We start from the raw sequence: 24,410 nt of genomic DNA, 5'->3' as shown, positions 1-24,410 counted from the left end.
CCGGGTCCGGTTCGCCGCCGCCGGTTCGCTCGAGCCGGGGGTGGGGCGCGGTCGCGGCTTGCGCGGCTCCTACCCTGGGCTGCGAGGGCCAGGCGGGCGTGCTGGACTCTCGGGCTGCTAGAATCGGCGGTTCTCATCCGCATTCAAGACCATCGGACATGATCGAGCTCAATCCCGTCCGCCAGCGCATCGCCGACCTTCGTGGCCGGCTGGATTCGCTCAGGGGGTATCTTTGACTACGACAGCAAAGTCGAACGCCTCGAAGAAGTAAACCGGGAGCTCGAAAGCCCCGATATCTGGAACAACGCCGAACAGGCCCAGGGCCTGGGCCGCGAGCGCGCCAGCCTGGAAAAGGTCGTCGACGGCATCCGCCGTCTCACCGACGGGCTGGTCGGCGCCGACGAACTGCTCGAACTGGCCGAAATGGAAGACGACGAGTCGACCGCGCTGGCCGTGGTCGAGGACGTCGAGCGCTACGCCAAGCAGGTCGAGGAACTCGAATTCCGGCGCATGTTCTCCGGGCCGATGGACGCCTCTTCGGCTTTCGTCGACATCCAGGCCGGCGCCGGCGGCACCGAAGCCCAGGACTGGGCCGAGATCCTGTTGCGCATGTACCTGCGCTGGGCCGAATCGCGCGGCTGGAAGGCCGAGCTGATGGAAGTCAGCGGCGGCGACGTGGCCGGCATCAAGTCGGCGACCTTCCGCGTCGAAGGCGATTTCGCCTACGGCTGGCTGAAGACCGAGACCGGCGTGCACCGCCTGGTGCGCAAGTCGCCGTTCGACTCCGACAACCGCCGCCACACCAGCTTCACCTCGGTGTTCGTGTCGCCGGAAGTCGACGACAAGATCGACATCGAGATCAATCCGGCCGACCTCAAGACCGACGTCTACCGTTCCTCGGGCGCCGGCGGCCAGCACGTCAACAAGACCGAATCGGCGGTGCGCATCACTCACGTGCCGAGCGGAATAGTCGTGGCCTGCCAGACCGAGCGCAGCCAGCACGCCAACCGCGACCGCGCCATGAAGATGCTGGCGGCGAAGTTGTACGAGCTGGAAATCCAGAAGCGCAACGCCGTGCGCGACGCGGTCGAGGCGACCAAGTCCGACATCGGCTGGGGCAGCCAGATCCGCAACTACGTGCTCGACCAGAGCCGCATCAAGGACCTGCGCACCGGCATCGAACGCAGCGACACCCAGAAGGTGCTCGACGGCGATCTCGACGAATTCGTCGAGGCCAGCCTGAAGTCGGGTCTGGAAGTGGGCTCCAAACGCATCGACGCGGTCTGAGACTCGGGACTCGGGTCCTGCAGCCGTCGCGTCTGTCAGGTCGTCATCCCCGCGAAGGCGGGGATCCAACGACTTCGCAGTGCGCATCGGTGAGGCCCTGGATCCCCGCCTTCGCGGGGATGGCGGGCTGAAGGGGAGCGGTGCGGCGGGTGGAGCGGGAATGCGTTGCCGCACACACGCCGGCTGCCGCCGTCCTCCCATCGCCTTGCTCGCCCGGCAGGATCACCCGCCAAGCTCGCCCGCCAAGCTCGCCGCCAAGACCGTCCGCATCCGCCAGCGCCATCTCCACGCCTGCCGTCGACCGCCCCCAAGCGCCCGCGCCACGACTTCAGTACTCTGCATCCCTCCAGCTTTCCCAAGCCCTTACCTGAACTCCCAGACCATGACCGACGAAACGAGCCTGCCGCCCATCGACGAGAACCATCTGATCGCGGAGCGTCGCGCCAAACTCACGGCCATGCGCGGCGAGGGCATCGCCTTCCCGAACGATTTCCGCCGAGGCGACTTCGTCGGCGACCTGCAGGCGCAGTACATCGATGCCGAGCATTGGACCCAGCAAGCGCTGGACAGCGAGGCGCGTCGGGTCGCGGTCGCCGGCCGCATCCTGCTCAAGCGGGTCATGGGCAAGGCCAGCTTCGTCCAGATCCAGGACGAGTCCGGGCGCATCCAGCTGTTCCTGCAGTCCAACGCGCTCGGCGAGACCTACGACAAGTTCAAGGGTTGGGACGTCGGCGACATCGTTGCCGCGGAAGGCCCGATCACCCGCACCAAGACCGGCGAGCTGTCGGTCAAGGCCGAGACCCTGCGCCTGCTGACCAAGGCGCTGCGTCCCTTGCCGGACAAGTTCCACGGCCTGGCCGACGTCGAGCAGCGTTATCGCCAGCGCTACGTCGACCTGATCGTGTCGCCGGATGCGCGCGACGTGTTCGTCAAGCGCTCCAAGATCATCCGCTCGATGCGCGCCTGGCTGGACACGCGGCGCTTCCTCGAAGTGGAAACGCCGATGATGCATTACATCCCCGGCGGCGCCGCGGCCAAGCCGTTCACCACCCATCACAACGCGCTCGACCTGCAGTTGTACCTGCGCGTCGCGCCCGAGCTGTACCTCAAGCGCCTGGTGGTCGGCGGCCTCGAGCGCGTCTACGAGATCAACCGCAATTTCCGCAACGAGGGCGTGTCGACCCGGCACAACCCCGAGTTCACCATGCTCGAGTTGTACGAGGCCTACGCCACCTACACCGAGATCATGGACCTGACCGAGGCGGTGATCCGCCACGCCGCGAACGACGTCCTCGGCACCACCCAGGTCGAGTGGGACGAAAACCCCATCGACCTCGGGCCGAAGTTCCGGCGCTGGTCCATGACCGACGCGGTGCTCGAACACAACCCCGAGATCAAGCGCGAGGAACTGCGCGACCTGGATGCCATGCGCGCTCACGGCGCGCGCCTCAAGGTCGCGGTCAAGCCGAACTACGGCTGGGGCAAGCTGCTGCTGGAGATCTTCGAAAAGACCGTCGAGCACACTTTGATCCAGCCGACCTTCATCACCGATCACCCGGTCGAGGTCAGCCCGCTCGCACGCGCCAACGACCTCGATCCGGAACTGACCGACCGTTTCGAATTGTTCATCGGCGGCAAGGAATTGGCGAACGGCTTCTCCGAGCTCAACGATCCGGAAGACCAAGCCGCGCGTTTCCAGGCCCAGGTCGACCAGAAAGACAGCGGCGACGACGAGGCCATGCACTACGACGCCGACTACATCCGCGCGCTCGAAGTCGGCCTGCCGCCGACCGGCGGTCTGGGCATCGGCATCGACCGCCTGGTGATGATGCTGACCGGCTCCTCGTCGATCCGCGATGTGCTGCTGTTCCCCTATATGCGCCCCGAAGCCGGCCTCTGAGCCGTTTCAGGGCGGCGGCGCCCGGCGGCCTCCGGTTTGCGTTGGGGCCGCATGGGCCGCAACGCCGGGCAAATCCATCGACCCAGTCCAAACGCAGCCAAGCACAATGGACGGCCAACGCAGGTTGGCCGTTTCTTCAGTCGGCGCGCGTTGAACCGTGACGTACAGCGCTCATTCGCATACTGAGTCCGGGCGATAGCGGGCGAACCCGGATCGTCTAGGGACCTTCGGCGGCTGTCACAGGCATCCTGGCGGGGTATGCTCCCAGATCGGTCACCACAGGGGGTGACCCCATTACGGAAGCCGGTGTGAACGTCGTTATCGTCGATGACCAAACGTCCGCGCGCACCATGCTGCGCCACATCATCGAGGACATCGCGTCCGAGTTGTCGGTGCACGATTTCGGTGAGCCCGAGGCGGCGCTGGCGTGGTGCGAAACGCACCAGCCCGATCTGTTGCTGCTCGACTACCGCATGCCGGGCATCGACGGGCTGGAGTTCGCGCGCCGTTTCCGGCGCCTGCCGATGCACCGGGACATCCCGATCATCCTGGTGACGGTGGTGGGCGACGAACCGGTGCGCCAGGCCGCGCTCGAAGCCGGGGTGATCGATTTCCTGGTCAAGCCGGTACGCCCGCGCGAGCTGCGCGCGCGTTGCCGCAACCTGCTGCAGCTGCGCCAGCAGTCCGAGAACGTCAAACAGCGGGCCTTGTCGCTGGAGCAGCGGCTGCTGTCGAGCATGCACGAGGTCGAGGAGCGCGAACGCGAGACCCTGTCGCGGCTGGCCCGTGCCATCGAATACCGCGATGCCGGCACCAGCGCCTACCTGGAGCGGATGTCGCACATCGCCGGCCTGATCGCCGAGCAACTGGGCATGTTCGAGGACGAGATCCGGGTCATCGAGATGGCCGCGCCGCTGCACGACATCGGCAAGATCGCCATCCCCGACGCGGTCCTGATGAAGCCCGGCCCGCTGACCGAGGAGGAGACGGCGGTCATGCGCCGCCACCCCAAGATCGGCTACGAACTGCTCAGCGGCAGCCAGAACCGGTTCATCCAGGCCGGGGCCCTGATCGCCTTGCGCCACCACGAGCGCTACGATGGCAGCGGCTACCCGGACGGGCTGGTCGGGGACGATATTCCCCTGGAAGCCCGGATCGTGGCGGTCGCGGATGTGTTCGACGCCCTGATTTCGCCACGTCCGTACAAAAAGGCGTGGGACGTGGAGGAGGCATTGGGGTATATGTACGCTCAGCGCGGTCGTTTGTTCGATCCACGTTGCGTGGACGCCCTGATCCGCAGCCGAGCCCGGCTCGACGAAATCTGCGATCGTTATTCGGCCAGCTTCCCCCGTCCCGGCTTGGAGTAGCCGATGGCTTCCATCCTGCGCGTGGTCAAGGAGCGCCTCTCGAACCGCCCGGACAGCGAGCATGGGCAGGCTCTGGTGCGGCTGGTCATCGCCTGCCTGATCGTCGCCTACCTGCTGGGCCTGCAGGCCTTCGACCAGGCCAGCGTGGCCACACAGACCATGCTGTGGGTGATGTCGGCCGAATCGGTGGTCGGCCTGGGCCTGATGGCGGCGATCGTGCGCCAGCCCGGGGTTTCCCACCTGCGCCGCTGGATCGGCATGCTCGCCGACTATTCGACCCTGGCGATGCTGATGTCGCTGGACGCGCCCTCGCTGGCGCCGCTGTACGTGATCGTGCTGTGGGTGACCATCGGCAACGGCCTGCGCTACGGCACCACCTACCTGTACACCGCCGCGTCCCTGGCCGGCGCCTCGTTCCTGGCGGTGGTCCTCAAGAACGACTACTGGAGCAGCCAGCCGTATCTGTCGACCGGGCTGTGGCTGGGCCTGGTGGCGATCCCGGCCTACTTGTCCTCGCTGCTGCGCAGCCTGCAGAAAGCGACCGAGGACGCCCGCCGCGCCAACGAGGCCAAGAGCCGGTTCCTGGCCAATATGAGCCACGAGCTGCGCACCCCGCTCAACGGCATCATCGGCATGGCCGAACTGATGCACGGCACCCGCCTGGCCCCGGATCAGCGCGAATACGCCGACGTCATCCACGCTTCGGCGCAATCGCTGCTGTTGCTGGTCAACGACGTGCTGGACATCTCGGCGATCGAGGCCGGCAAGCTGCAGCGCCGCGACATCGACTTCAACCTGCAGGAAGTGATGAAGCGGCTGCAGAAGATGCTGCAACCGCTGGCCGCGGCGAAGGGGCTGACGCTCAAGGTCGACGTCGAGCAGGACGTGCCGGTACGCCTCAACGGCGACAGCGCGCTGCTGACCCAGGTGCTGTTGAACCTGCTGCACAACGCGATCAAGTTCACCGAGAAGGGCGGGGTGTCGCTGGTCGCGCGCCTGGTGGGCGGGGCTACCGGCCCGGGCGCGCCCGGGGTCGAGCGCCAGGTGCGCCTGCGTTTCTCGGTGCGCGACACCGGCATCGGCGTGCCGACCGAGGACGTCGACCGGATCTTCCAGGCGTTCGAGCAGGTCGACAACGGCCCGACCCGGCGCTTCGGCGGCACCGGCCTGGGCACCACGATCGCCAAGACCCTGACCCAACTGCTCGGCGGCGAAATCGGCCTGGAGGCCAATCCCGGCGGCGGCAGCCATTTCTGGGTCGAACTGCCGCTGCGCCTGGAAGAGGCCGCCCTGGCCGCGCCCGACGCCCAGCAGGAGGGCAGCGGCAAGGTCATCTCGTTCGAGGACCCGTTCCTGCGGCACAAGACCCGGGTGCGCAGCCTGCGGGTGCTGATCGCCGACGACCAGTCGGCCAACCGCACCGTGCTGACCCGCATCCTCGAGCGTGCCGGCCACCGCGTGCAGGCCGCCAACGACGGCGAACAGGCCCTGGACCAGCTCGAACTCGGCCAGTTCGATCTCGCCGTGCTCGACATGCACATGCCCGGCCTCAGCGGCCTGGACGTGATCCGGCAACTGCGTTTCATGCAGGCCGGCAACGGCCGCCGCACGCCGACCATCATCCTCAGCGCCGACGCGACCCTGCAGGCCTCAGAAGCGGCCAGCGAAGCCGGGGCGATGGCGTTCCTGACCAAGCCGATCGTGGTCGGGCGCCTGCTCGAAACCATCGCCGACGTGGTCGATTCGCAGCGCTTGCCGGCGGTGCGCGCGATCAGCGACGTCAGCCGTCCGCTGACCAACCCGGCGGTGTTGGCCGAACTGGCCGAAATGGGTTTGGGCGATCAGTTCCTGCGCGATTTCGTCGAGCAGTGCCTGAAGGACGCGCAGTCCTGCCAGACCGACCTGGAAGCCGCGGCGGCGGTGGCGCGTTGGGACGAGTTCCGCGAGATCGCCCATGCCTACAAGGGCGTGGCGGAAAATCTCGGTGCGCACTCGATCGCTGAGCGCTGCTCGCAGGTCATGCGCGCAAGCGACGATGTGCTGGTTCGCGAGTGTCCGAAACTGGTCGTGGATCTCGCGACGCAATTGTCGGCGGTCGCCGACGTCAGCCGTCAGGAAGTCGCGCGCCTCAGTCGCGGCAACCGCGGCAAGGACGTCCCCGACGTTTCTTGACAGCATCCTGCCACGCGAGGTGCGTGGCAGGCCCCCCCCTGCAAGACATCAGGCCAGCGCCAGCGCCGGCACGATCGCGCCGGCCCGGCGCTGCTGCGCACGCACCAGGCGTTCCATGGTCTTGAGCCCGCGATCGTTGAGGCGCATCGCCGCATCGACCCATTCGGTGGTCACCGACAGCAGCTCGTCGAGACTGACCGGACGGCAGGCCTGGCGGACCGTGTTCATCGCCCGCAGCGCATTGCCCATGCGCTGGTTGCGCTTGATCAGTTCGGACGCCGCCTGCAGGCCGTAACCGCGCGGCACCACCTGGTCGACCACGCCCATGCGCAGCAGTTCTTCGACCGGATAAACGCGGGCGTTGAGCATCATGCGTTCGGCCTGGACCGGGGTGACGCGACGGGTCAGGAAGGTGTAGGCGCCCATGCCCGGGAACAGGTCGAACAGCACTTCCGGGAAGCCCATGCCGGTGCCGGCCTCGGCGATGATGGTGTGGCAGCACAGCGCGGCCTCGAAGCCGCCGCCGAGCGCGTCGCCCTGGATCACCGCGATGCTGTGGACCCGGTCTTCGTGCAACCGATACAGATTGAAAGCGACCTCGATGCACAGGCAAGCGTACTCGAGCAGGCGCTGACGGTTGCCGCTGCGGATCATGCGCGAGAACAGCGCCAGGTCGCCGCCGAGGTTGAACACGTCGGCATCGGAAGCGAGCACGAAATGGCGGATGCCGGCGCGCGGATCGGAATCGGAAGCGAGTTCGCGGCGGATGCGTTCCTGCACGCGCTTCATATCGTCGAGCAGATGCTCGGAGAAGCAAGGCGAGTAGGGCGCGTCGTGGTTGGCGGGCTGGGCGTGCATATACCCCCAATCGGTACCGCTGGCCGGGTCGGCGACATGACGGAACAGGGCGGGGACGTTCGCGATTGGCAGACGGGCGGACATGGACATGGCGGGACTCCTGAAGGACGGGTGGCGGGTCGGGATTACCCGCGTTTCGATGCTACACCTCGCCCAGGCATCGTTCAGACAAGGTTCGGTCTCCGTCCTGGCGCATTCATTTCCGGCACATTCCGCAGCCCGCCCCTGGCCGTTTCCAGGCCCCGGCCCGTGCCCGATTCGGCAACGAAACCGGCAACGAAAAAGGCCCCTCGCGGAGGGGCCTTTCGGGGACGGTGCCTGGAGCGCCGGCACGTGCCGTGAAGCTTACTTGGGCGCGTCGCGCAGCTCCCGGCGCAGGATCTTGCCGACATTGGTCTTGGGCAATTCGGTGCGGAACTCGACGAACTTGGGATGCTTGTAGCCGGTCAGGTTGATCCGGGCGTGCGCCTTGACGTCCTCGGCGGTCAGCGCCGGGTCCTTCTTGACGATCACCACCTTGACCGCCTCGCCGGACTTCTCGTCGGGCACGCCGACTGCGGCCACTTCGAGCACGCCGGGCATCATCGCGATCACGTCCTCGATCTCGTTCGGATACACGTTGAAGCCCGACACCAGGATCATGTCCTTCTTGCGGTCGACGATGTAGAAGAAACCCTGCTCGTCCATGCGCGCCATGTCGCCGGTATGCAGCCAGCCGTCGTCGTCGATGACGTTGGCGGTTTCCTCCGGACGCTGCCAATAGCCCTTCATGACCTGCGGGCCCTTGATGCACAGTTCGCCGACTTCGCCGACGCCGAGCATGTTGTTGTTCTCGTCCTTGACGCAGGCGTCGGTCGACGGGATCGGCAGGCCGATCGAGCCGTTGTACTCGGCCAGGTCCATCGGATTGATGCAGGCGGCCGGCGAGGTCTCGGTGAGGCCGTAGGCTTCGACCAGGGTGATGCCGGTGACTTGCTTCCAGCGCTCGGCGACCGCGCGCTGCACGGCCATGCCGCCGCCGAGGGTCAGGTGCAGATGGGAGAAATCGACCTCGTCGAAACCCGGTGTGTTGAGCAGGCCGTTGAACAAGGTGTTGACGCCGGTGATCGCGGTGAACGGGGTCTTCTTCAGTTCCTTGACGAAGGCCGGCATGTCGCGCGGATTGGTGATCATGTGGTTGAGGCCGCCGAACTTCATGAAGACCAGTCCGTTCGCGGTCAACGCGAAGATGTGGTACAGCGGCAGCGCGGTGATGATGATTTCGTAGCCGGGCTTGGCGTTGGTGCCGACCCAGGCCGCGGCCTGCTGCATGTTCGCGACCAGGTTGCGATGGGTCAGCATCGCGCCCTTGGCCACGCCGGTGGTGCCGCCGGTGTATTGCAGGAAGGCGATGTCGTTCGGCGAGATCTCGATGTCCGGCAGTTTGTGCATCTGCCCGAGAGTCAGGGTGTCGCGGAAGCGCACGGCGCCGGGGATGTCGTAGTCCGGCACCATCTTCTTGACGTACTTCAGGACGAAGTTCATCACCGGGCCCTTGAGCCCGCCGATCATGTCGCCCAGGCCGGTGGTGATGACCTGCTTGACCTGAGTCTGGCCGACCACGTCCTGCACGGTCTTGCCGAAGTTGTCGAGCACGAAGATCACCGCGGCGCCGGAGTCGTCGAGCTGATGCTTGAGCTCGCGCGCGGTGTACATCGGATTGGTGTTGACCACGGTCAGGCCGGCGCGCAACACGCCGAAGGTCGCGATCGGATACTGCAGACAGTTGGGCATCATGATCGCGACGCGATCGCCCTTCTTGAGCTTGAGTTCGCCGAGCAGATACGCGGCGAACTGCGCGCTGAGCCGGTCGATGTCGCCGTAGGTCAGTACCTTGCCGAAATTGGAGAAGGCGGGACGGTCGCGATAATTTTCGATGGCGTTTTCCAGCACCGATACGATGGACGGAAACTCGTCCACGTCGATCTGTGCCGGCACGCCATCAGGATACTGAGCAAGCCACGGACGTTCGAAACTCATCGCGATCCCCTCTCTAATCGCTCGTCGATTCTGGCCGCCGGCCCGCTGTGTGCGCTGCCGTACGGTATTTTCTCGATTGGAGCATAGGCTCTACAGACTGGCAAGGCGATGCTGCGAAGGGCGGTGCGGACATTGTCCGAGGCCTTGCGGACCTGTCAGGATGAGGCTCCGAGGCGGCGCGCGAACGGTCGTGCCAAGCGACCGCCGCCGCTACCGGTGCGAGGATTGCGGCCAGGGGGAGGAGGTCCGATGAAGATTGCGAACAGCCGCGAGGATGGGATCGCCGCGCGGCCGACAAGGCGCCTTGCGGCGCCATGGCGCGGCCATGCACTGGTCTTGCTGCTGGCCATGATCCTGGCGGTGCTGGCCACGGCCTGCGGCCGCGACCCGCCGGAACAGCGCCTGCGCGATTCGGTCGCGCAGTTGCAGACGGCGATCGAGGAGCGCGACGCCCCGGCCCTGCAGGACTGGCTGGCGGCCGATTTCGTCGGCCCCGAGGGGCTGGACCGCGAAGGTGCGCGCCGGCTCGCGGTCGGCAGCTTCCTGCGCTATCGCCGGCTCGGCGTCGCCATCGGCCCGCTCGACATCGCCATGCGGCCCGACCATGCGACCGTGCGTTTCACCGCGGCATTGACCGGCGGCTCCGGTCAGCCCTTGCCCGAGGCCGCGCGGCTGTACGAAGTGGAGACCGGCTGGCGCGAGGAAGCCGGCGACTGGCGCATGACCTCGGCACGTTGGACCGCGAAGCTGTAGTTCGGCCGCCGCCGTTCGCAACGCCACTCTGGCCGCACGCGAAACCGAGAGCGAGCAAACGAATACGACGAGAGCGGCCGAAGCCGCTCTCCCGGGATGCCGGTGGCGGCGAGGCCACCGGCGGGTCTTCCGCTCGGTCAGTTACCGCTCAAGCCGCCTTGCGCGCAGCCAGTTGGCGCAGCACGTAGTGCAGGATGCCGCCGTGGCGAAAGTACTCGACTTCCTTCGGCGTCAGCAGCAGCACCTTGACCTCGAACCGCTTCTCGCTGCCGTCGGCCTTTTTCGCCACCAGGGTGGCGGTCTTGGCGGCGCCGTCGTCCAGGCCGATCACGTCGACGACTTCCGAGCCGTCCAGGCCGTGGCTCTGCGCGTTCTCGCCGTCCTTGAACTGCAGCGGCAGCACGCCCATGCCGACCAGGTTGGAGCGGTGGATGCGTTCGAAGCTTTCGGCGATCACCGCCTTGATCCCGAGCAGGTTGGTGCCCTTGGCGGCCCAGTCGCGCGAGGAGCCGGTGCCGTATTCCTTGCCGGCGAACACCACCAGCGGCACGCCGTCGGCCTTGTACTTCATCGCCGCATCAAAGATCGCGAGTTTTTCCGGCGCGGCGCCGTTGCCGCCGTAGTACAGGGTGTTGCCGCCTTCTTCGCCGCCGAACATCAGGTTCTTGATGCGGATGTTGGCGAAGGTGCCGCGCACCATCACATCGTCGTTGCCGCGGCGCGAACCGTAGCTGTTGAAGTCGGCCGGTTGCACGCCGCGCGAGACCAGGAAACGGCCGGCGGGCGAATCTTTCTTGATGTTGCCGGCCGGCGAGATGTGGTCGGTGGTGATCGAGTCGCCAAACAGGCCCATCACCCGCGCGCCGTGGACATCGTCGATGCTGCCGACCTGCATGGTCATGCCGTCGAAGTAGGGCGGGTTCTTGATGTAGGTCGAACTTTCTTCCCAGCGGAAGGACTCGCCGTCGGGCGAGGCGATCTGGTTCCAGCGGGTGTCGCCCTTGAACACGTCGGCGTAGTTCTGCGCGAACAGTTCCGGGCCGACGGTCGCGGCGATCATGTCGCCGATTTCCTTGTTGCTCGGCCAGATGTCACGCAGGTACACGTCCTGGCCGTCGGCGCCCTTGCCGATCGGTTCCTTGGTCAGGTCGATATTGACCGTGCCGGCGATCGCATAGGCGACGACCAGCGGCGGCGAGGCGAGGTAGTTGGCCTTCACTTCCGGATGCACGCGGCCTTCGAAGTTGCGGTTGCCCGACAGCACCGAGGCGACGACGAGTTCGTTCTCGGCGATGCCCTTGGACACTTCGTCCGGCAGCGGGCCGGAGTTGCCGATGCAGGTGGTGCAGCCGTAGCCGACCACGTAGAAGCCGAGCTTTTCCAGGTCGGCGAGCACGCCGGCCTTGCGCAGATAGTCGGTGACCACCAGCGAGCCCGGGCCGAGCGAGGTCTTGACCCAGGGCTTGGACTTCAGGCCCAGGCGTGCGGCGTTGCGCGCGAGCAGGCCGGCGCCGAGCATCACCGCCGGGTTGGAGGTGTTGGTGCAGGAGGTGATCGCAGCGATCACCACCGAGCCGTCGCACAGGTCGGCGTCCTGATCGTGGATGCGGATCTTCGACACCGGCTTGGCCGCCAGGTGATCGGCCTGCGTTTGGCCGCCGCCTTCGCCCTTGAGCTCGTCTACGGCGCAACCAAGTCTGGGCTTCCGGTTGGCGACCAGCGGCCCGAGGTTCTCGCTGAAGTTGGTGTGCACGTTTTCGAGCAGAACGCGGTCCTGCGGACGCTTCGGGCCGGCCATCGACGGACGCACGTCGCCGAGGTCGAGCTCGAGCGTGGCCGAATACGTGGCGTGGGCCTGGCCGGGCTCGTGCCACAGGCCCTGGGCTTTGGCATAGGCCTCGACCAGAGCGATCTGTTCCTCCGAGCGGCCCGACAGGCGCAGATAGGTCACCGCCTCGGCGTCGATCGGGAAGATGCCGCAGGTCGCGCCGTACTCGGGCGCCATGTTGGCGATGGTCGCGCGGTCGGCCAGCGGAAGGTGCTGGAGGCCGTCGCCGAAGAACTCGACGAACTTGCCGACCACGCCGTGCTTGCGCAGCATCTGGGTGACGGTCAGGACCAGGTCGGTCGCGGTCGCGCCTTCCGGCAGTTGGCCGTTGAGCTTGAAGCCGACCACCTGCGGGATCAGCATCGACGAGGGCTGGCCGAGCATCGCCGCCTCGGCCTCGATGCCGCCGACGCCCCAGCCGAGCACGCCGATGCCGTTGATCATGGTGGTGTGGCTGTCGGTGCCGAACACGGTGTCGGGGAAGGCCTGTAAATCTCCGTCGACTTCGCGGCCCATGACCACGCGCGCCAGGTTCTCCAGGTTGACCTGGTGGACGATGCCGGTGTTCGGCGGCACCACCTTGAAGTTCTCGAACGACTTCTGGCCCCAGCGCAGGAAGCTGTAGCGTTCCATGTTGCGCTGGAACTCGATTTTGCCGTTCAGGTCCAGCGCCTCGGGGCTGCCGAACACATCGACCTGGACCGAGTGGTCGATGACCAGTTCGGAGGGAATCAGCGGGTTGATCTGGCGCGCGTTGCCGCCGAGCCGGCCGACCGCGTCGCGCATCGCCGCCAGGTCGACCACGCAAGGCACGCCGGTGAAGTCCTGCAGGACCACGCGCGCCGGCATGAAGGCGATCTCGGTGTCGGGCTCGCGGGTGGCGTCCCATCGCGCGACCGCCTCGATGTGGTCCTTGCCGACCGTGGCGCCGCCGTCTTCGTGGCGCAGCAGGTTCTCGAGCAGGATCTTCATTGAGTAGGGCAGGCGGCTGATGTCGTAGCGCTCGCCCAGGGCCGGCAGGCTGAAGTAGGTGTAGTCGCGGCCGTTGACGGAAAGTTTGCGGCGGGTCGAATAGGAGTCGGGCATGTCGGTGGAGCTCCTTGGATACGGCTGGCGTGCCGCCGGGGCGGTACGGAGGCTGGCGCGTCGGGGGAACGGGCGCGGTGGCTGGCGTTGGCGCCGATTATCGCTTTATCGGGTTCAGGAAGCGTGCAGACCATGGTCGCAAGCGGGCTACAGCGTTCCGCCGCAAGCGTATGGACGGATCGCGCAAAGCCTTGCGCGGCGAGGCCCGGCGCCGTGGCCGCGTTTGCCGCGAAAGCCCTTTGAAGGCAAAATACGCGGTCGAGGCCGTGCCCTTTCGCGGGCGCCCACGGCCTTGCCTCCCAGCAATTCGCCACCAGCAACTCGCCACGTTAAATCCGCACGCGCCGGTCGCGGCGGCGGACCCACGCAGCCAGTGCCACGTCTTTACCGCTTCACTCCGACGGGAATCTCCATGCTCTCCAGCTATCGCCTACACGTTGCCGAGCGCGCCGCGCTGGGCATTCCGCCGCTGCCCCTGACCGCCCAGCAGACCGCCGAGGTCATCGAGCTGCTGAAAGCGCCGCCGGCGGGCGACCATGCTGCCGAGGAGCAGGCATTCCTGCTCGACCTGATCACCCAGCGCGTGCCGGCCGGCGTCGACGACGCCGCCAAGGTCAAGGCCTCCTATCTCGCCGCGCTCGCTTTCGGCACCGAGAAGAACGCCTTGATCAGCCGCGAGCGCGCGACCGAACTGCTCGGCACCATGCTCGGCGGCTACAACATCCATCCGCTGGTCGAGCTGCTCGACGACGCCCAGGTCGGCACCATCGCCGCCGAAGCGTTGAAGAAGACCCTGCTGATGTTCGACGCCTTCCACGACGTCCAGGACAAGGCCGAGGCCGGCAACGCCAACGCCAAGTCGGTGCTGCAGAGCTGGGCCGACGCGGAATGGTTCACCAGCCGTCCGGAAGTGCCGGAAAGCCTGACCATCACCGTGTTCAAGGTGACCGGGGAGACCAACACCGACGACCTGTCGCCGGCGCCCGATGCGACCACCCGCCCGGACATCCCGATGCACGCGCTGGCGATGCTGAAGAACGCCCGCGACGGCATCGTGCCCGAGGAAGACGGCAAGCGCGGTCCGATCGCCTTCATCGAATCGCTCAAGGACAAAGGCCACCTGGTCGCCTACGTCGGCGACGTGGTCGGTACCGGTTCCAGCCGCAAGTCGGCCACCAACTCGGTGCTGTGGTTCACCGGCGAAAACATTCCGTTCATCCCGAACAAGCGCTTCGGCGGCGTGTGCCTGGGTTCGAAGATCGCGCCGATCTTCTACAACACCATGGAAGACGCCGGCGCGCTGCCGATCGAACTCGACGTGTCGCAGATGAACATGGGCGACGTGGTCGAACTGCGTCCCTACGACGGCAAGGCCATCAAGGACGGCCAGGTCATCGCCGAGTTCGCGCTGAAGTCCGACGTGCTGCTCGACGAAGTGCGCGCCGGCGGCCGCATCCCGCTGATCGTCGGCCGCGGCCTGACCGCCAAGGCGCGCGAAGCGCTGGGCCTGCCGGCGTCGACCCTGTTCCGCCTGCCGCAGAACCCGGCCGACACCGGCAAGGGTTATTCGCTGGCGCAGAAGATGGTCGGCCGCGCCTGCGGTCTGCCCGAAGTTGATGGTGTGCAGCGAGGCGTGCGTCCGGGCACCTATTGCGAGCCGAAGATGACCTCGGTGGGTTCGCAGGACACCACCGGCCCGATGACCCGCGACGAGCTCAAGGACCTGGCCTGCCTCGGCTTCTCGGCCGACCTGGTGATGCAGTCGTTCTGCCACACCGCGGCCTATCCGAAGCCGGTCGACGTCAAGACCCACCACACCCTGCCGGAGTTCATCTCCAACCGCGGCGGCATCTCGCTGCGCCCGGGCGACGGCGTGATCCACAGCTGGCTCAACCGCATGCTGATGCCCGACACCGTCGGCACCGGCGGCGACTCGCACACCCGCTTCCCGGTCGGCATCTCGTTCCCGGCCGGCTCCGGCCTGGTCGCGTTCGCCGCGGCCACCGGCGTCATGCCGCTGGACATGCCGGAATCGGTGCTGGTGCGCTTCAAGGGCGAAATGCAGCCCGGCGTGACCCTGCGCGACCTGGTCAACGCGATTCCGCTGGCCGCGACCAAGTCCGGTCTGCTGACCGTCGCCAAGCAGGGCAAGAAGAACATCTTCTCCGGCCGCATCCTCGAAATCGAAGGCCTGCCGCAGCTGAAGGTCGAGCAGGCGTTCGAGCTGTCCGACGCCTCGGCCGAACGCTCGGCCGCCGGCTGCACGGTCAAGCTCGATCCGGAACCGATCATCGAATACCTCACCAGCAACATCACCTTGCTGAAGTGGATGATCGCCGAGGGTTACGCCGACCCGCGTTCGCTCGCCCGCCGGATCAAGGCGATGGAAGGCTGGCTGGCCAGCCCGCAGCTGCTGGAAGGCGATGCCGATGCCGACTACGCCGCGGTGATCGAGATCGATCTGGACCAGATCGTCGAGCCGATCGTGGCGTGCCCGAACGACCCCGACGACGTGAAGACGCTGTCGGACGTCGCCGGCGCAGTCATCGACGAAGTCTTCATCGGTTCGTGCATGACCAACATCGGTCACTTCCGCGCGGCAGCGAAGCTGCTCGAAGGCAAGCGCGACATCCCGACCCGCCTGTGGGTCGCGCCGCCGACCAAGATGGATGCGTCCGAGCTGACCAAGGAAGGCCACTACGGCACCTTCGGCACCGCCGGCGCGCGCATGGAAATGCCGGGCTGCTCGCTGTGCATGGGCAACCAGGCGCAGGCGCGCGAAGGCGCGACCGTGTTCTCGACCAGCACCCGCAACTTCCCGAACCGCCTGGGCCGCAACACCAACGTCTACCTCGGCTCGGCGGAACTGGCGGCGATCTGCTCGCGCCTGGGCCGCATCCCGACCCGCGAGGAATACATGGCGGACGTCGGCGTGCTCAAGGCCGACAGCGACAAGATCTACCGCTACATGAACTTCGATCAGATCGAAGACTACAAGACGGTCGCCGACACGGTGGCCGCGGCCTGATCGCCGAGCGGTAATGCATGACGAAAAACCCCGGCCGAGGCCGGGGTCTTTTGTTGGGCGTGGTTAGCGCCGTTCTAACCGGCGAAGGTTTCGCCGCACGAGAACCCGCGCCGCCAAAGGGTAGGAGCGGCGCAAGCCGCGACCGAAGGCAGAGGTGATCGAAAGCGCAGCGGCCGAAGCCGGGCCTTCGACTTGCCTGGAGCTGCATCGCTTCGGGGCCGCCGCTTGCGTACGTCTCTGCGGTTGGTCGCGGCTTGCGCCGCTCCTACAGGGAAGGTGTCCGCCACAAGGGCGCCACGCCAGCAAAGGGTAGGAGCGGCGCAAGCCGCGACCGCCGAAGCGACGCACCCACCCGCACAACGCGGCAACCGGAACGAGGTCGCGGCTTGCGCCGCTCCTACCAAGGAAGCTGTGCCGCGACCCTCAGCCCAAGCGCGCCTCGATCGCATCGACCATGGCGCGGCGGCGCAGCAGGAAATCCCAATAGCTGCCGCCTAGCTGGCGCCACAGCACCGCCGAGCGCACCGCGGCGAGCAGGGCGGCGCGGACTTCGGCGACCACGCCGGGCTGGCCGAGGTAATGCGGGTTGCCCTGGACCAGCACCCGCGGGCGCAGGTGGCTCAGGGTCTCGGCGTACAGGCCACCGAGGGCGGCGATCACGTCGGGGTGGCTGCTGCCGAGGCGGCCGGCAGCGGTGGCCTGGCCGTGGATACCGCGCAGGACCTTCTCGGTCATGGCGGCGTCGCGGACGAAACGGCGCTCGAGCTGCAGCACTGCCAGGGCGAGGCGCGGCAGGTGCTCGTCGTTGGCGCGGTTGACGAAATAGTCCTGCAGCAGCACCAGGCCCGGGCGCAGATTGGCCAGGCCGCCGTAGACCGCGGCCGGGGTCGAGGCGTCGATGCGGAACACCGAATCCAGGGCGGTGTCGAGCACCGCGGCGTTGGCCTGGCCGGTGTCGGCGATGCGCCGCACCTGGCCCAAGGCCTGGGCCAGGCCGGCGAGTGCGAGTACGCGTTCGGAGATATCGGCCATTACGTAGTGGATTCCTTGGGGGGCAGGGGAGCGGCGCAGTCGGGTGCGTCGGTGGCGGCGATCACCGCGCCGCCGAGGCAGACCTCGCCGTCGTACAGCACCAGCGATTGGCCGGGCGTGACCGCGCGCTGGGATTGGGCGAAACGGACTTCCACGCTGCCGTCGTCGCGCACCCAGACTTCGCAGTCCTGGTCGGGCTGGCGGTAGCGGGTCTGGGCGCTGCAGACGAAGCGGCCGGCCGGCGGCCGGCCGGCGATCCAATGGGCGGTTTCCGACCACAGGGTCTGCGAATGCAGCCAGGGGCTGTCGCTGCCCTGATCGACGTACAGCACGTTATCGGCGACGTCCTTGCCGACCACGTACCACGGCGCCGGCTCGAAACCGCGCACGCCGCCGATGTTCAGGCCTTCGCGCTGGCCGAGGGTGAAATAGAACACCCCTGGGTGGCGGCCGACGACCTGGCCGGCCGGGGTGCGGATCTCGCCTTCGCGCGCCGGCAGATAGCGCGAGAGGAATTCGCGGAAATCGCGTTCGCCGATGAAACAGATGCCGGTCGAGTCTTTCTTGGCCGCGGTCGGCAGTTGTGCCGCGCGCGCCATCTCGCGCACGTCGCGCTTGAGCAGGTCGCCGAGCGGGAACCGGGTCGCCGACAGCTGGGCTTGGCCGAGCTGGTGCAGGAAATAGCTCTGGTCCTTGCTGCGGTCGAGCGCGCGCAGCAGACGGAACTCGGCGCCGACCTGGTCGACCCGAGCGTAATGGCCGGTGGCGATGAACTCCGCGCCCAGCTCGCGCGCGGCGTCGAGGAAATGCTTGAACTTGATCTCGCGATTGCACAGCACGTCCGGGTTCGGGGTGCGCCCGGCGGCGTATTCGGCGAGGAAGTGCTCGAACACCCCGGCCCAGTACTCGCCGGAGAAATCGCGGAAATGGATCGGCAAGCCGAGCCGGCCGGACACCGCGACCGCGTCGCGGCGGTCGTCCTCGGCGCGGCAATCGCCGCTGCCGTCGTCGGCCCAGTTCTGCATGAAGAGGCCGGCGATCGGCTCGCCGGCGTCGCGCAGGCGCAAGGCGGCGACCGAGGAATCGACCCCGCCCGACATGCCCACGATGGTGCGTACCGATACGGCCATGACGGTCAGACCGGGTCGGGCGAGACCATTTGCTGCAGCAGATCCAGCGAATGGCGGCGTCCGCCGAGGTAGTCGGCGACCACCCGCCAGACCAGCGGGCTGCGGTGCTCGGGCGAGCGCGCCTGCAGTTCGGCCGGGCTCATCCACAGGGCCTGGACGATGCCCTCGTCGAGGCGCCGGCCGGGGTCGTGGCGGACCGGTTCGGCGGCGAAGGCGAAGCGCAGGTAGTGGCGGCCGCCGGCGCCGTCCTCCTGCAGCGGCGCCTTCCACTGGTAGGCGCCGACGAAGGCGGTCAGGCGCACGTCCCAGCCGGTCTCCTCGCGGGTCTCGCGCAGCGCGGCGTCGATCAGGCTTTCGTCCGGCTCCAGGTGCCCGGCCGGCTGGTTGATCACCAGGCGCCCGCCGACCGATTCCTCGACCATCAGCAGGCGGCCGCCGTCGACCACGATGGTCGCGACGGTGACGTCGGGTTGCCAGAAACGGCCTTCGCGGTAGGTCACGTCAGAATTCGTCCTGGCCGGGGGTGAGTTGCGATTCCATCTCGTCGGCCGCGCGGACCACATAGTCGATCGCATCGTCGAGGTCTTCCTGGCTCGCGTCGGCGTCCAGTTTGACCACGAACACGGCCACCGAGTCCTGTTTGACCCAACCGCCCATCTTGCTGAGCTGGCTGTCCTCGAGCAGGCGGTTGGCGACGTCGGCCGGGAACTGCTTGTCGGAGGTGCGATAGCCCGGCGACCAGACCTCGCGGACCTGCAGCTTGCCGTAGCGCTCGGTGTGCGAGATCACATAGGCCATCTGGCTGCGGTCCTCGTCGAGGCCGAAGGTCAGGGTGTAGTCGCCGTCCTTGTCGACCTCGTACTTGTAGCCCAGGGCGTCGAGCTGCTTGCCGATGCGCGGGTCGGCGGTCTTGGCGGCGGCTTCGGCCTTGGGCGCGGCCGGGGCGGTCGCGGCCGGAGCGCTCTTGAGCGAGGCGGCGTCCGCCTTCGCGGCCGGCGCGGCCGTCGCCAGGACGGGCAGCAGCGAGGACAGCAGGGCAGGCAGGTAACGGGGCAGACGCATGAGGGTCCTTGAATTTCGCGGCGCCGGCGCAACCTTGACCGGCGGCTCCGACCAAGATGGCGGCGCTGCGGCATTTTGCAATGCGGCCGGGCATGCGTCCATGTCGCACGGCGGCGGCATCCACGGCAGTACGGGGCAGGGGTTTATAATCGCGCAATGGCAAAACAGACCGAACAAGAACACAGTCATGGCGTATTGGTGGAAGTCGGCAAGCCCGAAGTCGCGCGGCCGCCGCTGTATTCCGTACTCCTGCTAAACGACGATTACACCCCGATGGACTTCGTGGTCGAGGTCCTGATGCGCTTTTTCCCGATGAACGTCGAAAAAGCCACCCAGATCATGCTCCATGTGCATACCCGCGGCCGCGGCGTATGCGGCGTCTTCACACGCGAGGTCGCCGAGTCCAAGGTCGCGCAGGTGAACGAATTTTCAAGACTTCACCAACACCCCTTGCTGTGTACGATGGAAAAGGCCTAAAAGGTAGTTGTCGCACCCGTTGGGGCGGGGCATGGAAAAGCCGGCGAGCGCCCCCACGTAGCGTGCATACGTTCTGGAGGCTCCGCCCCATGTTCAGCAAGGATCTCGAATACAGCATCGGCCAGTGCTACAAGCGCGCCCGCGAGGCGCGCCACGAGTACATGACGGTCGAACACCTGCTGCTCGCACTACTCGACAACCCGTCCGCCGAGGCCGTCCTCAAGGCGACCAACGCCGACTTCGCGCGCCTGCGCAGCGACCTCGAACAGGCCATCGCGACCTCGGTCCAGGTGCTGCCCGACGACGTCGACCGCGATACCCAGCCCACTTTGGGTTTCCAGCGTGTGCTACAGCGCGCTGTCTATCACGTGCAGTCCTCAGGCAAGAAGGAAGTCACCGGCGCCAACGTGCTGGTCGCCATCTTCGGCGAGAAGGATTCGCACGCGGTCTACTTCCTCAACCAGCAGGACGTGGCCCGCCTCGACGTAGTCAATTACCTGTCGCACGGCATCGTCAAGCACAACGCCGAAGACGGCCACGGCCACCACGAGGAAAGCGAATCCAAGCCGGCCGAAGGCCCGGAGAGCGAAGGCAAGTCCGACGCCCTGGCCGAATTCGCGAGCAACCTCAACCAGCTGGCCCGAGAGGGCAAGATCGACCCGCTGGTCGGTCGCGGCGACGAGGTCGAACGCACCATCCAGGTGCTGTGCCGCCGGCGCAAGAACAACCCGCTGTACGTCGGCGAGGCCGGCGTCGGCAAGACCGCGATCGCCGAAGGCCTGGCCAAGCGCATCGTCGACGGCGACGTGCCGGAAGTGCTGCGCCACGCCACCATCTTCGCCCTCGACCTCGGCGCCCTGGTCGCCGGCACCAAGTACCGCGGCGACTTCGAGAAGCGGCTCAAGGCGGTATTGGCCCAGCTCAAGAAGCAGCCCGAGGCGATCTTGTTCGTCGATGAGATCCACACCATCATCGGCGCCGGTTCGGCCAGTGGCGGCACCATGGACGCCAGCAACCTGATCAAGCCGGCGTTGTCCTCGGGCGAGCTGCGCTGCATCGGTTCGACCACGTTCCAGGAGTACCGCGGCATCTTCGAGAAGGACCGCGCGCTGGCGCGGCGCTTCCAGAAGATCGACATCGTCGAGCCCACCGTCGGCGAGACCTACGAGATCCTGCAGGGCCTCAAGCCCAAGTACGAGTCGCACCACGGCGTGACCTACGCCGACGAAGCCTTGCAGGCCGCGGTCGACCTGTCGGTCAAGCACATCGGCGACCGGCTGCTGCCTGACAAGGCCATCGACGTCATCGACGAGGCCGGCGCGCGCCAGCGGCTGTTGCCGGAGAACGTGCGCAAGCAGTTGATCGACATCGAAGAGATCGAGATGATCGTGGCCAAGATGGCGCGCATCCCGACCAAGCAGGTGTCGGCCAGCGACAAGGACGTGCTGCGCAACCTCGAACGCAACCTCAAGATGGTCATCTTCGGCCAGGACGCGGCGATCGAGACCCTGGCCTCGGCGATCAAGCTGGCGCGCTCGGGGCTCGGCAACCCGGACAAGCCGATCGGCAACTTCCTGTTCGCCGGCCCGACCGGCGTCGGCAAGACCGAGGTCACCAAGCAGCTCGCGCTGCAGCTCGGCATCGAGCTGGTGCGCTTCGACATGTCCGAGTACATGGAGCCGCATTCGGTCAGCCGCCTGATCGGCGCGCCTCCGGGCTATGTCGGTTTCGACCAGGGCGGCCTGCTGACCGAGAAGATCGTCAAGACCCCGCATTGCGTGCTGCTGCTCGACGAGGTCGAGAAGGCGCATCCGGACATCTTCAACATCCTGTTGCAGGTGATGGACCGCGGCACGTTGACCGACACCAACGGTCGCGAGGCCAACTTCAAGAACGTGGTACTGGTGATGACGACCAATGCCGGCGCGGCCCAGGCCTCGCGGCGTTCGATCGGCTTCACCAAGCAGGACCATTCGACCGATGCGATGGAAGTGATCCGCAAGGGCTTCAGCCCGGAATTCCGCAACCGCCTCGATGCGGTGGTGCAGTTCCAGGCGCTGGGCTTCGATCACATCCTGCGCGTGGTCGACAAGTTCCTGATCGAACTCGAAGCGCAGCTGCACGAGAAGAACGTGACCTTGACCGCGACGCCGACCGCACGCGACTGGCTGGCCCAGCACGGTTTCGACCCGCAGATGGGCGCACGTCCGATGGCGCGTGTGATCCAGGACAAGATCAAGCGTCCGCTCGCCGACGAGCTGTTGTTCGGCAAGTTGGTCGGCGGCGGCCGGGTCACCATCGACGTGCGCGACGACGAGCTGATCGTCGACGCGCATGCCGAGCCGGAGCGCCTGCTGCCGGTCACGGTCTGATCGCGCAAACGATGAGGGCAAGAAAAAGGCGGCCTCCGGGCCGCCTTTTCGTTGTTGCCTGTTTCTTTGCTGGCTGGTGAGGCGCCTCGGTCAACGCGCGCGGCGATAACCCCGGAACGCGGTCTCGTCGATCTTTTCGACCGACTCGATGTCGCAGTAGTCGCGTTGGGTCTTGACTCGCGTACCGCTGGGACATAGACGGCCCTTGGTCTTTTCGGCGATCACCACGAGCTGCGGCGTGAAGCTCAGATCGTAGCAACCCTTGCGTACGTTCAAACGGTAGTAGTTGTCGGCATCCTTGACCAGGACGGCCTTCTCTCCGACACGCGACAACTGGGCCTCGGCGCCGAGATCGACGCAGGCGTCGATCGGATCCGCGAACGCAACGGTCGCGGAAAGGCAGAGCAGGGTGGCCAGAGCGGTCCTTGATAGAGGCGACATGGGGGCGTCCTAATTGAGCGAGCTCGGATTGAGCTGAGGCCACGTTAGTCGCCAGCCGCCGCATTCGAATCTGGAAGAAGTCGTTGTGACCTTCGTCACGGCATGACGTTTGGCATAAACCGTTTCGCCGCTTCGTGCATCTACATCTGTTTGTGGTTTCTTATCGGGCTTCGTGCGGTGCTCGCGAAGGTCGCGGTGCGACGCCGTGCTCGCCTTGCGGACAGCAGATCGCCTTCGAGCGTGGCGAAGAAGAATCGTGTCGAGATCTGTGAGGTCCATCGCGCGTTGTACCGCAGTGCAGCTCGATCAACGAGCGCAACCGATGCTAGCGTCGTCAGGCACCATCGGCAGGTTGCACTACACGCACCTCGTCGCGTCGTCGTCCGCCATCGAAGTCTGCTATCCAAGTCTGTCATCGGCTTCGTTGGGGATTCGCAGCAAGCGCCCATGGACGGCGAGCGCCGACGAGCTTTCGTCGACTCAAGGAAGGAGTACCCATGAAGCTTCGCAAGTTCTCGCTCGCGGCCGTCGCCGCGTTCGCCTTCGGTTTTTCGGCTTGGGCCGTGGCGGGCATCTGGCCGGGTCCGTGCCAGCAATGCCGCAACGCTTATCAGGCCTGTCAGCTCGATCCCGACGCCGAGTGCGAATCCGAGTTCAGTCGTTGCCTGATCCAGGCCGGCTGCCCGCTGGAATAACTCGTCGGCTCATCGTCTTTGCTTCACGCCGGCCGCAGCGGCAGCGATAGCCATGCCCGCGTGGCTGCGAGCCGGCGCCAAGACCCTCGTCCCATCCCACCAAGGAAAGGAGCTTACCCGTGAAACTGCGTGGTTTTTCGCTGGCCGCGATGGCCGCCTTCGCGTTCGCCAGCGCCGCATCGTTGACTGCGACCGCGGCCGATCCCTGCGACGCTTGCTGGCGCACCTACAACAAGTGCATCGAGGTCGGCAGCGATTCGGGCTATTGCGAGTACAAGGTCGCGCAATGCCTGGCGCGCTACGGCTGCCCGGCGCCGCCGTTCTGAGTCGTAGCCGCAGGCCGGGCGACGTTTGGCGGCCGAGTGCCAGGCGCTCGCCCGGATAGCGGTGCGGGGTCGGGGTGGCCGCAACGGCTGGTCCATCGCAACGGCCCGCTTGGACAGTCGCAGCCTTGCCGAGGCTTCCAGGCGAGGCTCTCAGATGAATCAGGGGGGCATGAAAAAGGCGGCCTGCGCCGCCTTTTTTCAATAACTTACCGCGCTTACTTCATGCGGTAGGTGATGCGACCCTTGGTGAGATCGTAGGGCGTCATTTCGACCTTGACCTTGTCGCCGGTCAGGATGCGAATGTAGTTCTTGCGCATGCGACCCGAGATATGGGCAATGATCTCGTGCCCGTTTTCGAGACGCACGCGGAACATGGTGTTCGGAAGAGTTTCCGCCACCGTGCCCTCGAATTCGATCACGTCATCTTTTGCCATGTGTTTCCTAGGGAGTCGCGAAAAGCGGGCGTCGCGCGCCCGCGAAGCCGCACATTCTGCCACGCCGGCGGCCTGGTAGCAAAAATCCGTTAATCGCGCCGTCCACTGGGACTGGGCCCCGCTGGGAGCCAGTACCCAAACCG

General features: G+C 66.5%; 19 protein-coding genes. 10 read left to right on the top strand and 9 right to left on the bottom strand.

The genetic code is table 11. The features are described 5' to 3' along the window. Positions 1–158 precede the first annotated feature (158 nt). From prfB to ACTOWK_RS18580, 4 genes are all read left to right on the top strand, one after another. Positions 159–1,287, top strand: a protein-coding gene (gene prfB / locus ACTOWK_RS18595; RefSeq protein WP_441331576.1) for a peptide chain release factor 2 whose coding sequence is annotated in 2 segments (ribosomal slippage) — positions 159–233 and positions 235–1,287 — 1,128 coding nt in all. Because the reading frame shifts where the segments join, the coding sequence is not laid out codon by codon here. Between the two features lie 382 nt (positions 1,288–1,669). Further along, on the top strand, positions 1,670–3,187 hold the full coding sequence (gene lysS / locus ACTOWK_RS18590; RefSeq protein WP_441331575.1) for a lysine--tRNA ligase: 1,518 nt from the start codon (positions 1,670–1,672) through the stop codon (positions 3,185–3,187). Between the two features lie 245 nt (positions 3,188–3,432). Further along, positions 3,433–4,554 carry an HD domain-containing phosphohydrolase gene (locus ACTOWK_RS18585; protein ID WP_425599977.1) on the top strand — a complete coding sequence of 374 codons (1,122 nt, stop codon included), beginning with the start codon at positions 3,433–3,435 and terminating at the stop codon, positions 4,552–4,554. A 3-nt stretch (positions 4,555–4,557) separates the two neighbouring features. Further along, a complete protein-coding gene (locus ACTOWK_RS18580; protein WP_441331574.1) occupies positions 4,558–6,726 on the top strand; it encodes a response regulator in 2,169 nt (722 codons plus the stop codon). 48 nt (positions 6,727–6,774) lie between these two features. Here ACTOWK_RS18580 and ACTOWK_RS18575 read toward each other — a convergent pair whose 3' ends face one another. Next, positions 6,775–7,668, bottom strand: coding sequence for a crotonase/enoyl-CoA hydratase family protein (locus ACTOWK_RS18575; protein ID WP_441331585.1), 894 nt, complete (start codon positions 7,666–7,668; stop codon positions 6,775–6,777). Positions 7,669–7,929: 261 nt separating this feature from the next. Beyond that, the gene (locus tag ACTOWK_RS18570; protein ID WP_441331573.1) at positions 7,930–9,603 is read right to left on the bottom strand and encodes a long-chain fatty acid--CoA ligase; all 1,674 of its coding nucleotides are present in this window, start codon (positions 9,601–9,603) and stop codon (positions 7,930–7,932) included. Between the two features lie 249 nt (positions 9,604–9,852). On the opposite strand from ACTOWK_RS18570, the gene ACTOWK_RS18565 reads away from it, so the two are divergent. After that, entirely contained in the window at positions 9,853–10,356 is a 504-nt protein-coding gene (locus tag ACTOWK_RS18565) for a nuclear transport factor 2 family protein (protein ID WP_441331572.1), read from the top strand. A gap of 148 nt (positions 10,357–10,504) precedes the next feature. On the opposite strand, the gene acnA is transcribed toward ACTOWK_RS18565, so the two are convergent. Further along, positions 10,505–13,270: an aconitate hydratase AcnA gene (gene acnA / locus ACTOWK_RS18560; RefSeq protein ID WP_441331571.1), complete on the bottom strand. Its 2,766-nt coding sequence runs from the start codon at positions 13,268–13,270 to the stop codon at positions 10,505–10,507. Between the two features lie 412 nt (positions 13,271–13,682). Between acnA and acnB the strand changes: the two genes are divergently transcribed. After that, positions 13,683–16,298, top strand: a complete 2,616-nt coding sequence (gene acnB, locus ACTOWK_RS18555) for a bifunctional aconitate hydratase 2/2-methylisocitrate dehydratase (RefSeq protein ID WP_441331570.1) — start codon at positions 13,683–13,685, stop codon at positions 16,296–16,298. Between the two features lie 423 nt (positions 16,299–16,721). Here the strand turns inward: acnB and hflD are convergent, their stop codons facing one another. Genes hflD through ACTOWK_RS18535 form a run of 4 tightly spaced genes read right to left on the bottom strand, consistent with a single transcriptional unit; the run spans position 16,722 to position 19,522 of the window. Continuing rightward, positions 16,722–17,330 (bottom strand): high frequency lysogenization protein HflD, encoded by a 609-nt coding sequence (gene hflD / locus ACTOWK_RS18550; RefSeq protein WP_441331569.1) that lies wholly within the window; start codon positions 17,328–17,330, stop codon positions 16,722–16,724. Beyond that, entirely contained in the window at positions 17,330–18,460 is a 1,131-nt protein-coding gene (mnmA, locus tag ACTOWK_RS18545; RefSeq protein ID WP_441331568.1) for a tRNA 2-thiouridine(34) synthase MnmA, read from the bottom strand. The genes hflD and mnmA overlap by 1 nt, the downstream gene beginning before the upstream one ends. Before the next feature lie 5 nt (positions 18,461–18,465). Beyond that, the gene (locus ACTOWK_RS18540; protein ID WP_441331567.1) at positions 18,466–19,035 is read right to left on the bottom strand and encodes an NUDIX hydrolase; all 570 of its coding nucleotides are present in this window, start codon (positions 19,033–19,035) and stop codon (positions 18,466–18,468) included. Beyond that, positions 18,962–19,522: a hypothetical protein gene (locus ACTOWK_RS18535; protein ID WP_441331566.1), complete on the bottom strand. Its 561-nt coding sequence runs from the start codon at positions 19,520–19,522 to the stop codon at positions 18,962–18,964. Before ACTOWK_RS18535 ends, ACTOWK_RS18540 begins: the two co-directional genes overlap by 74 nt. 156 nt (positions 19,523–19,678) lie before the next feature. Between ACTOWK_RS18535 and clpS the strand changes: the two genes are divergently transcribed. Then, positions 19,679–19,999, top strand: coding sequence for an ATP-dependent Clp protease adapter ClpS (gene clpS, locus ACTOWK_RS18530; RefSeq protein ID WP_441331565.1), 321 nt, complete (start codon positions 19,679–19,681; stop codon positions 19,997–19,999). A gap of 89 nt (positions 20,000–20,088) precedes the next feature. Then, complete coding sequence (clpA, locus tag ACTOWK_RS18525; RefSeq protein WP_441331564.1) at positions 20,089–22,371, top strand: ATP-dependent Clp protease ATP-binding subunit ClpA; 2,283 nt, start codon at positions 20,089–20,091, stop codon at positions 22,369–22,371. A gap of 90 nt (positions 22,372–22,461) precedes the next feature. Here the strand turns inward: clpA and ACTOWK_RS18520 are convergent, their stop codons facing one another. Continuing rightward, entirely contained in the window at positions 22,462–22,812 is a 351-nt protein-coding gene (locus ACTOWK_RS18520; protein WP_441331563.1) for a DUF6491 family protein, read from the bottom strand. 497 nt (positions 22,813–23,309) lie between these two features. On the opposite strand from ACTOWK_RS18520, the gene ACTOWK_RS18515 reads away from it, so the two are divergent. Continuing rightward, positions 23,310–23,507, top strand: a complete 198-nt coding sequence (locus tag ACTOWK_RS18515) for a hypothetical protein (protein WP_441331562.1) — start codon at positions 23,310–23,312, stop codon at positions 23,505–23,507. A gap of 119 nt (positions 23,508–23,626) precedes the next feature. Beyond that, positions 23,627–23,833, top strand: coding sequence for a hypothetical protein (locus ACTOWK_RS18510; RefSeq protein WP_441331561.1), 207 nt, complete (start codon positions 23,627–23,629; stop codon positions 23,831–23,833). Positions 23,834–24,048: 215 nt separating this feature from the next. On the opposite strand, the gene infA is transcribed toward ACTOWK_RS18510, so the two are convergent. Next, complete coding sequence (infA, locus tag ACTOWK_RS18505) at positions 24,049–24,267, bottom strand: translation initiation factor IF-1 (protein WP_031372296.1); 219 nt, start codon at positions 24,265–24,267, stop codon at positions 24,049–24,051. Positions 24,268–24,410 lie beyond the last annotated feature (143 nt).

The organism is Lysobacter sp. CA196, from assembly GCF_052078695.1.
In the GTDB taxonomy this organism is placed as follows: Bacteria; Pseudomonadota; Gammaproteobacteria; order Xanthomonadales; family Xanthomonadaceae; genus Lysobacter.
This window is presented reverse-complemented; position numbering and strand designations above follow the sequence as displayed.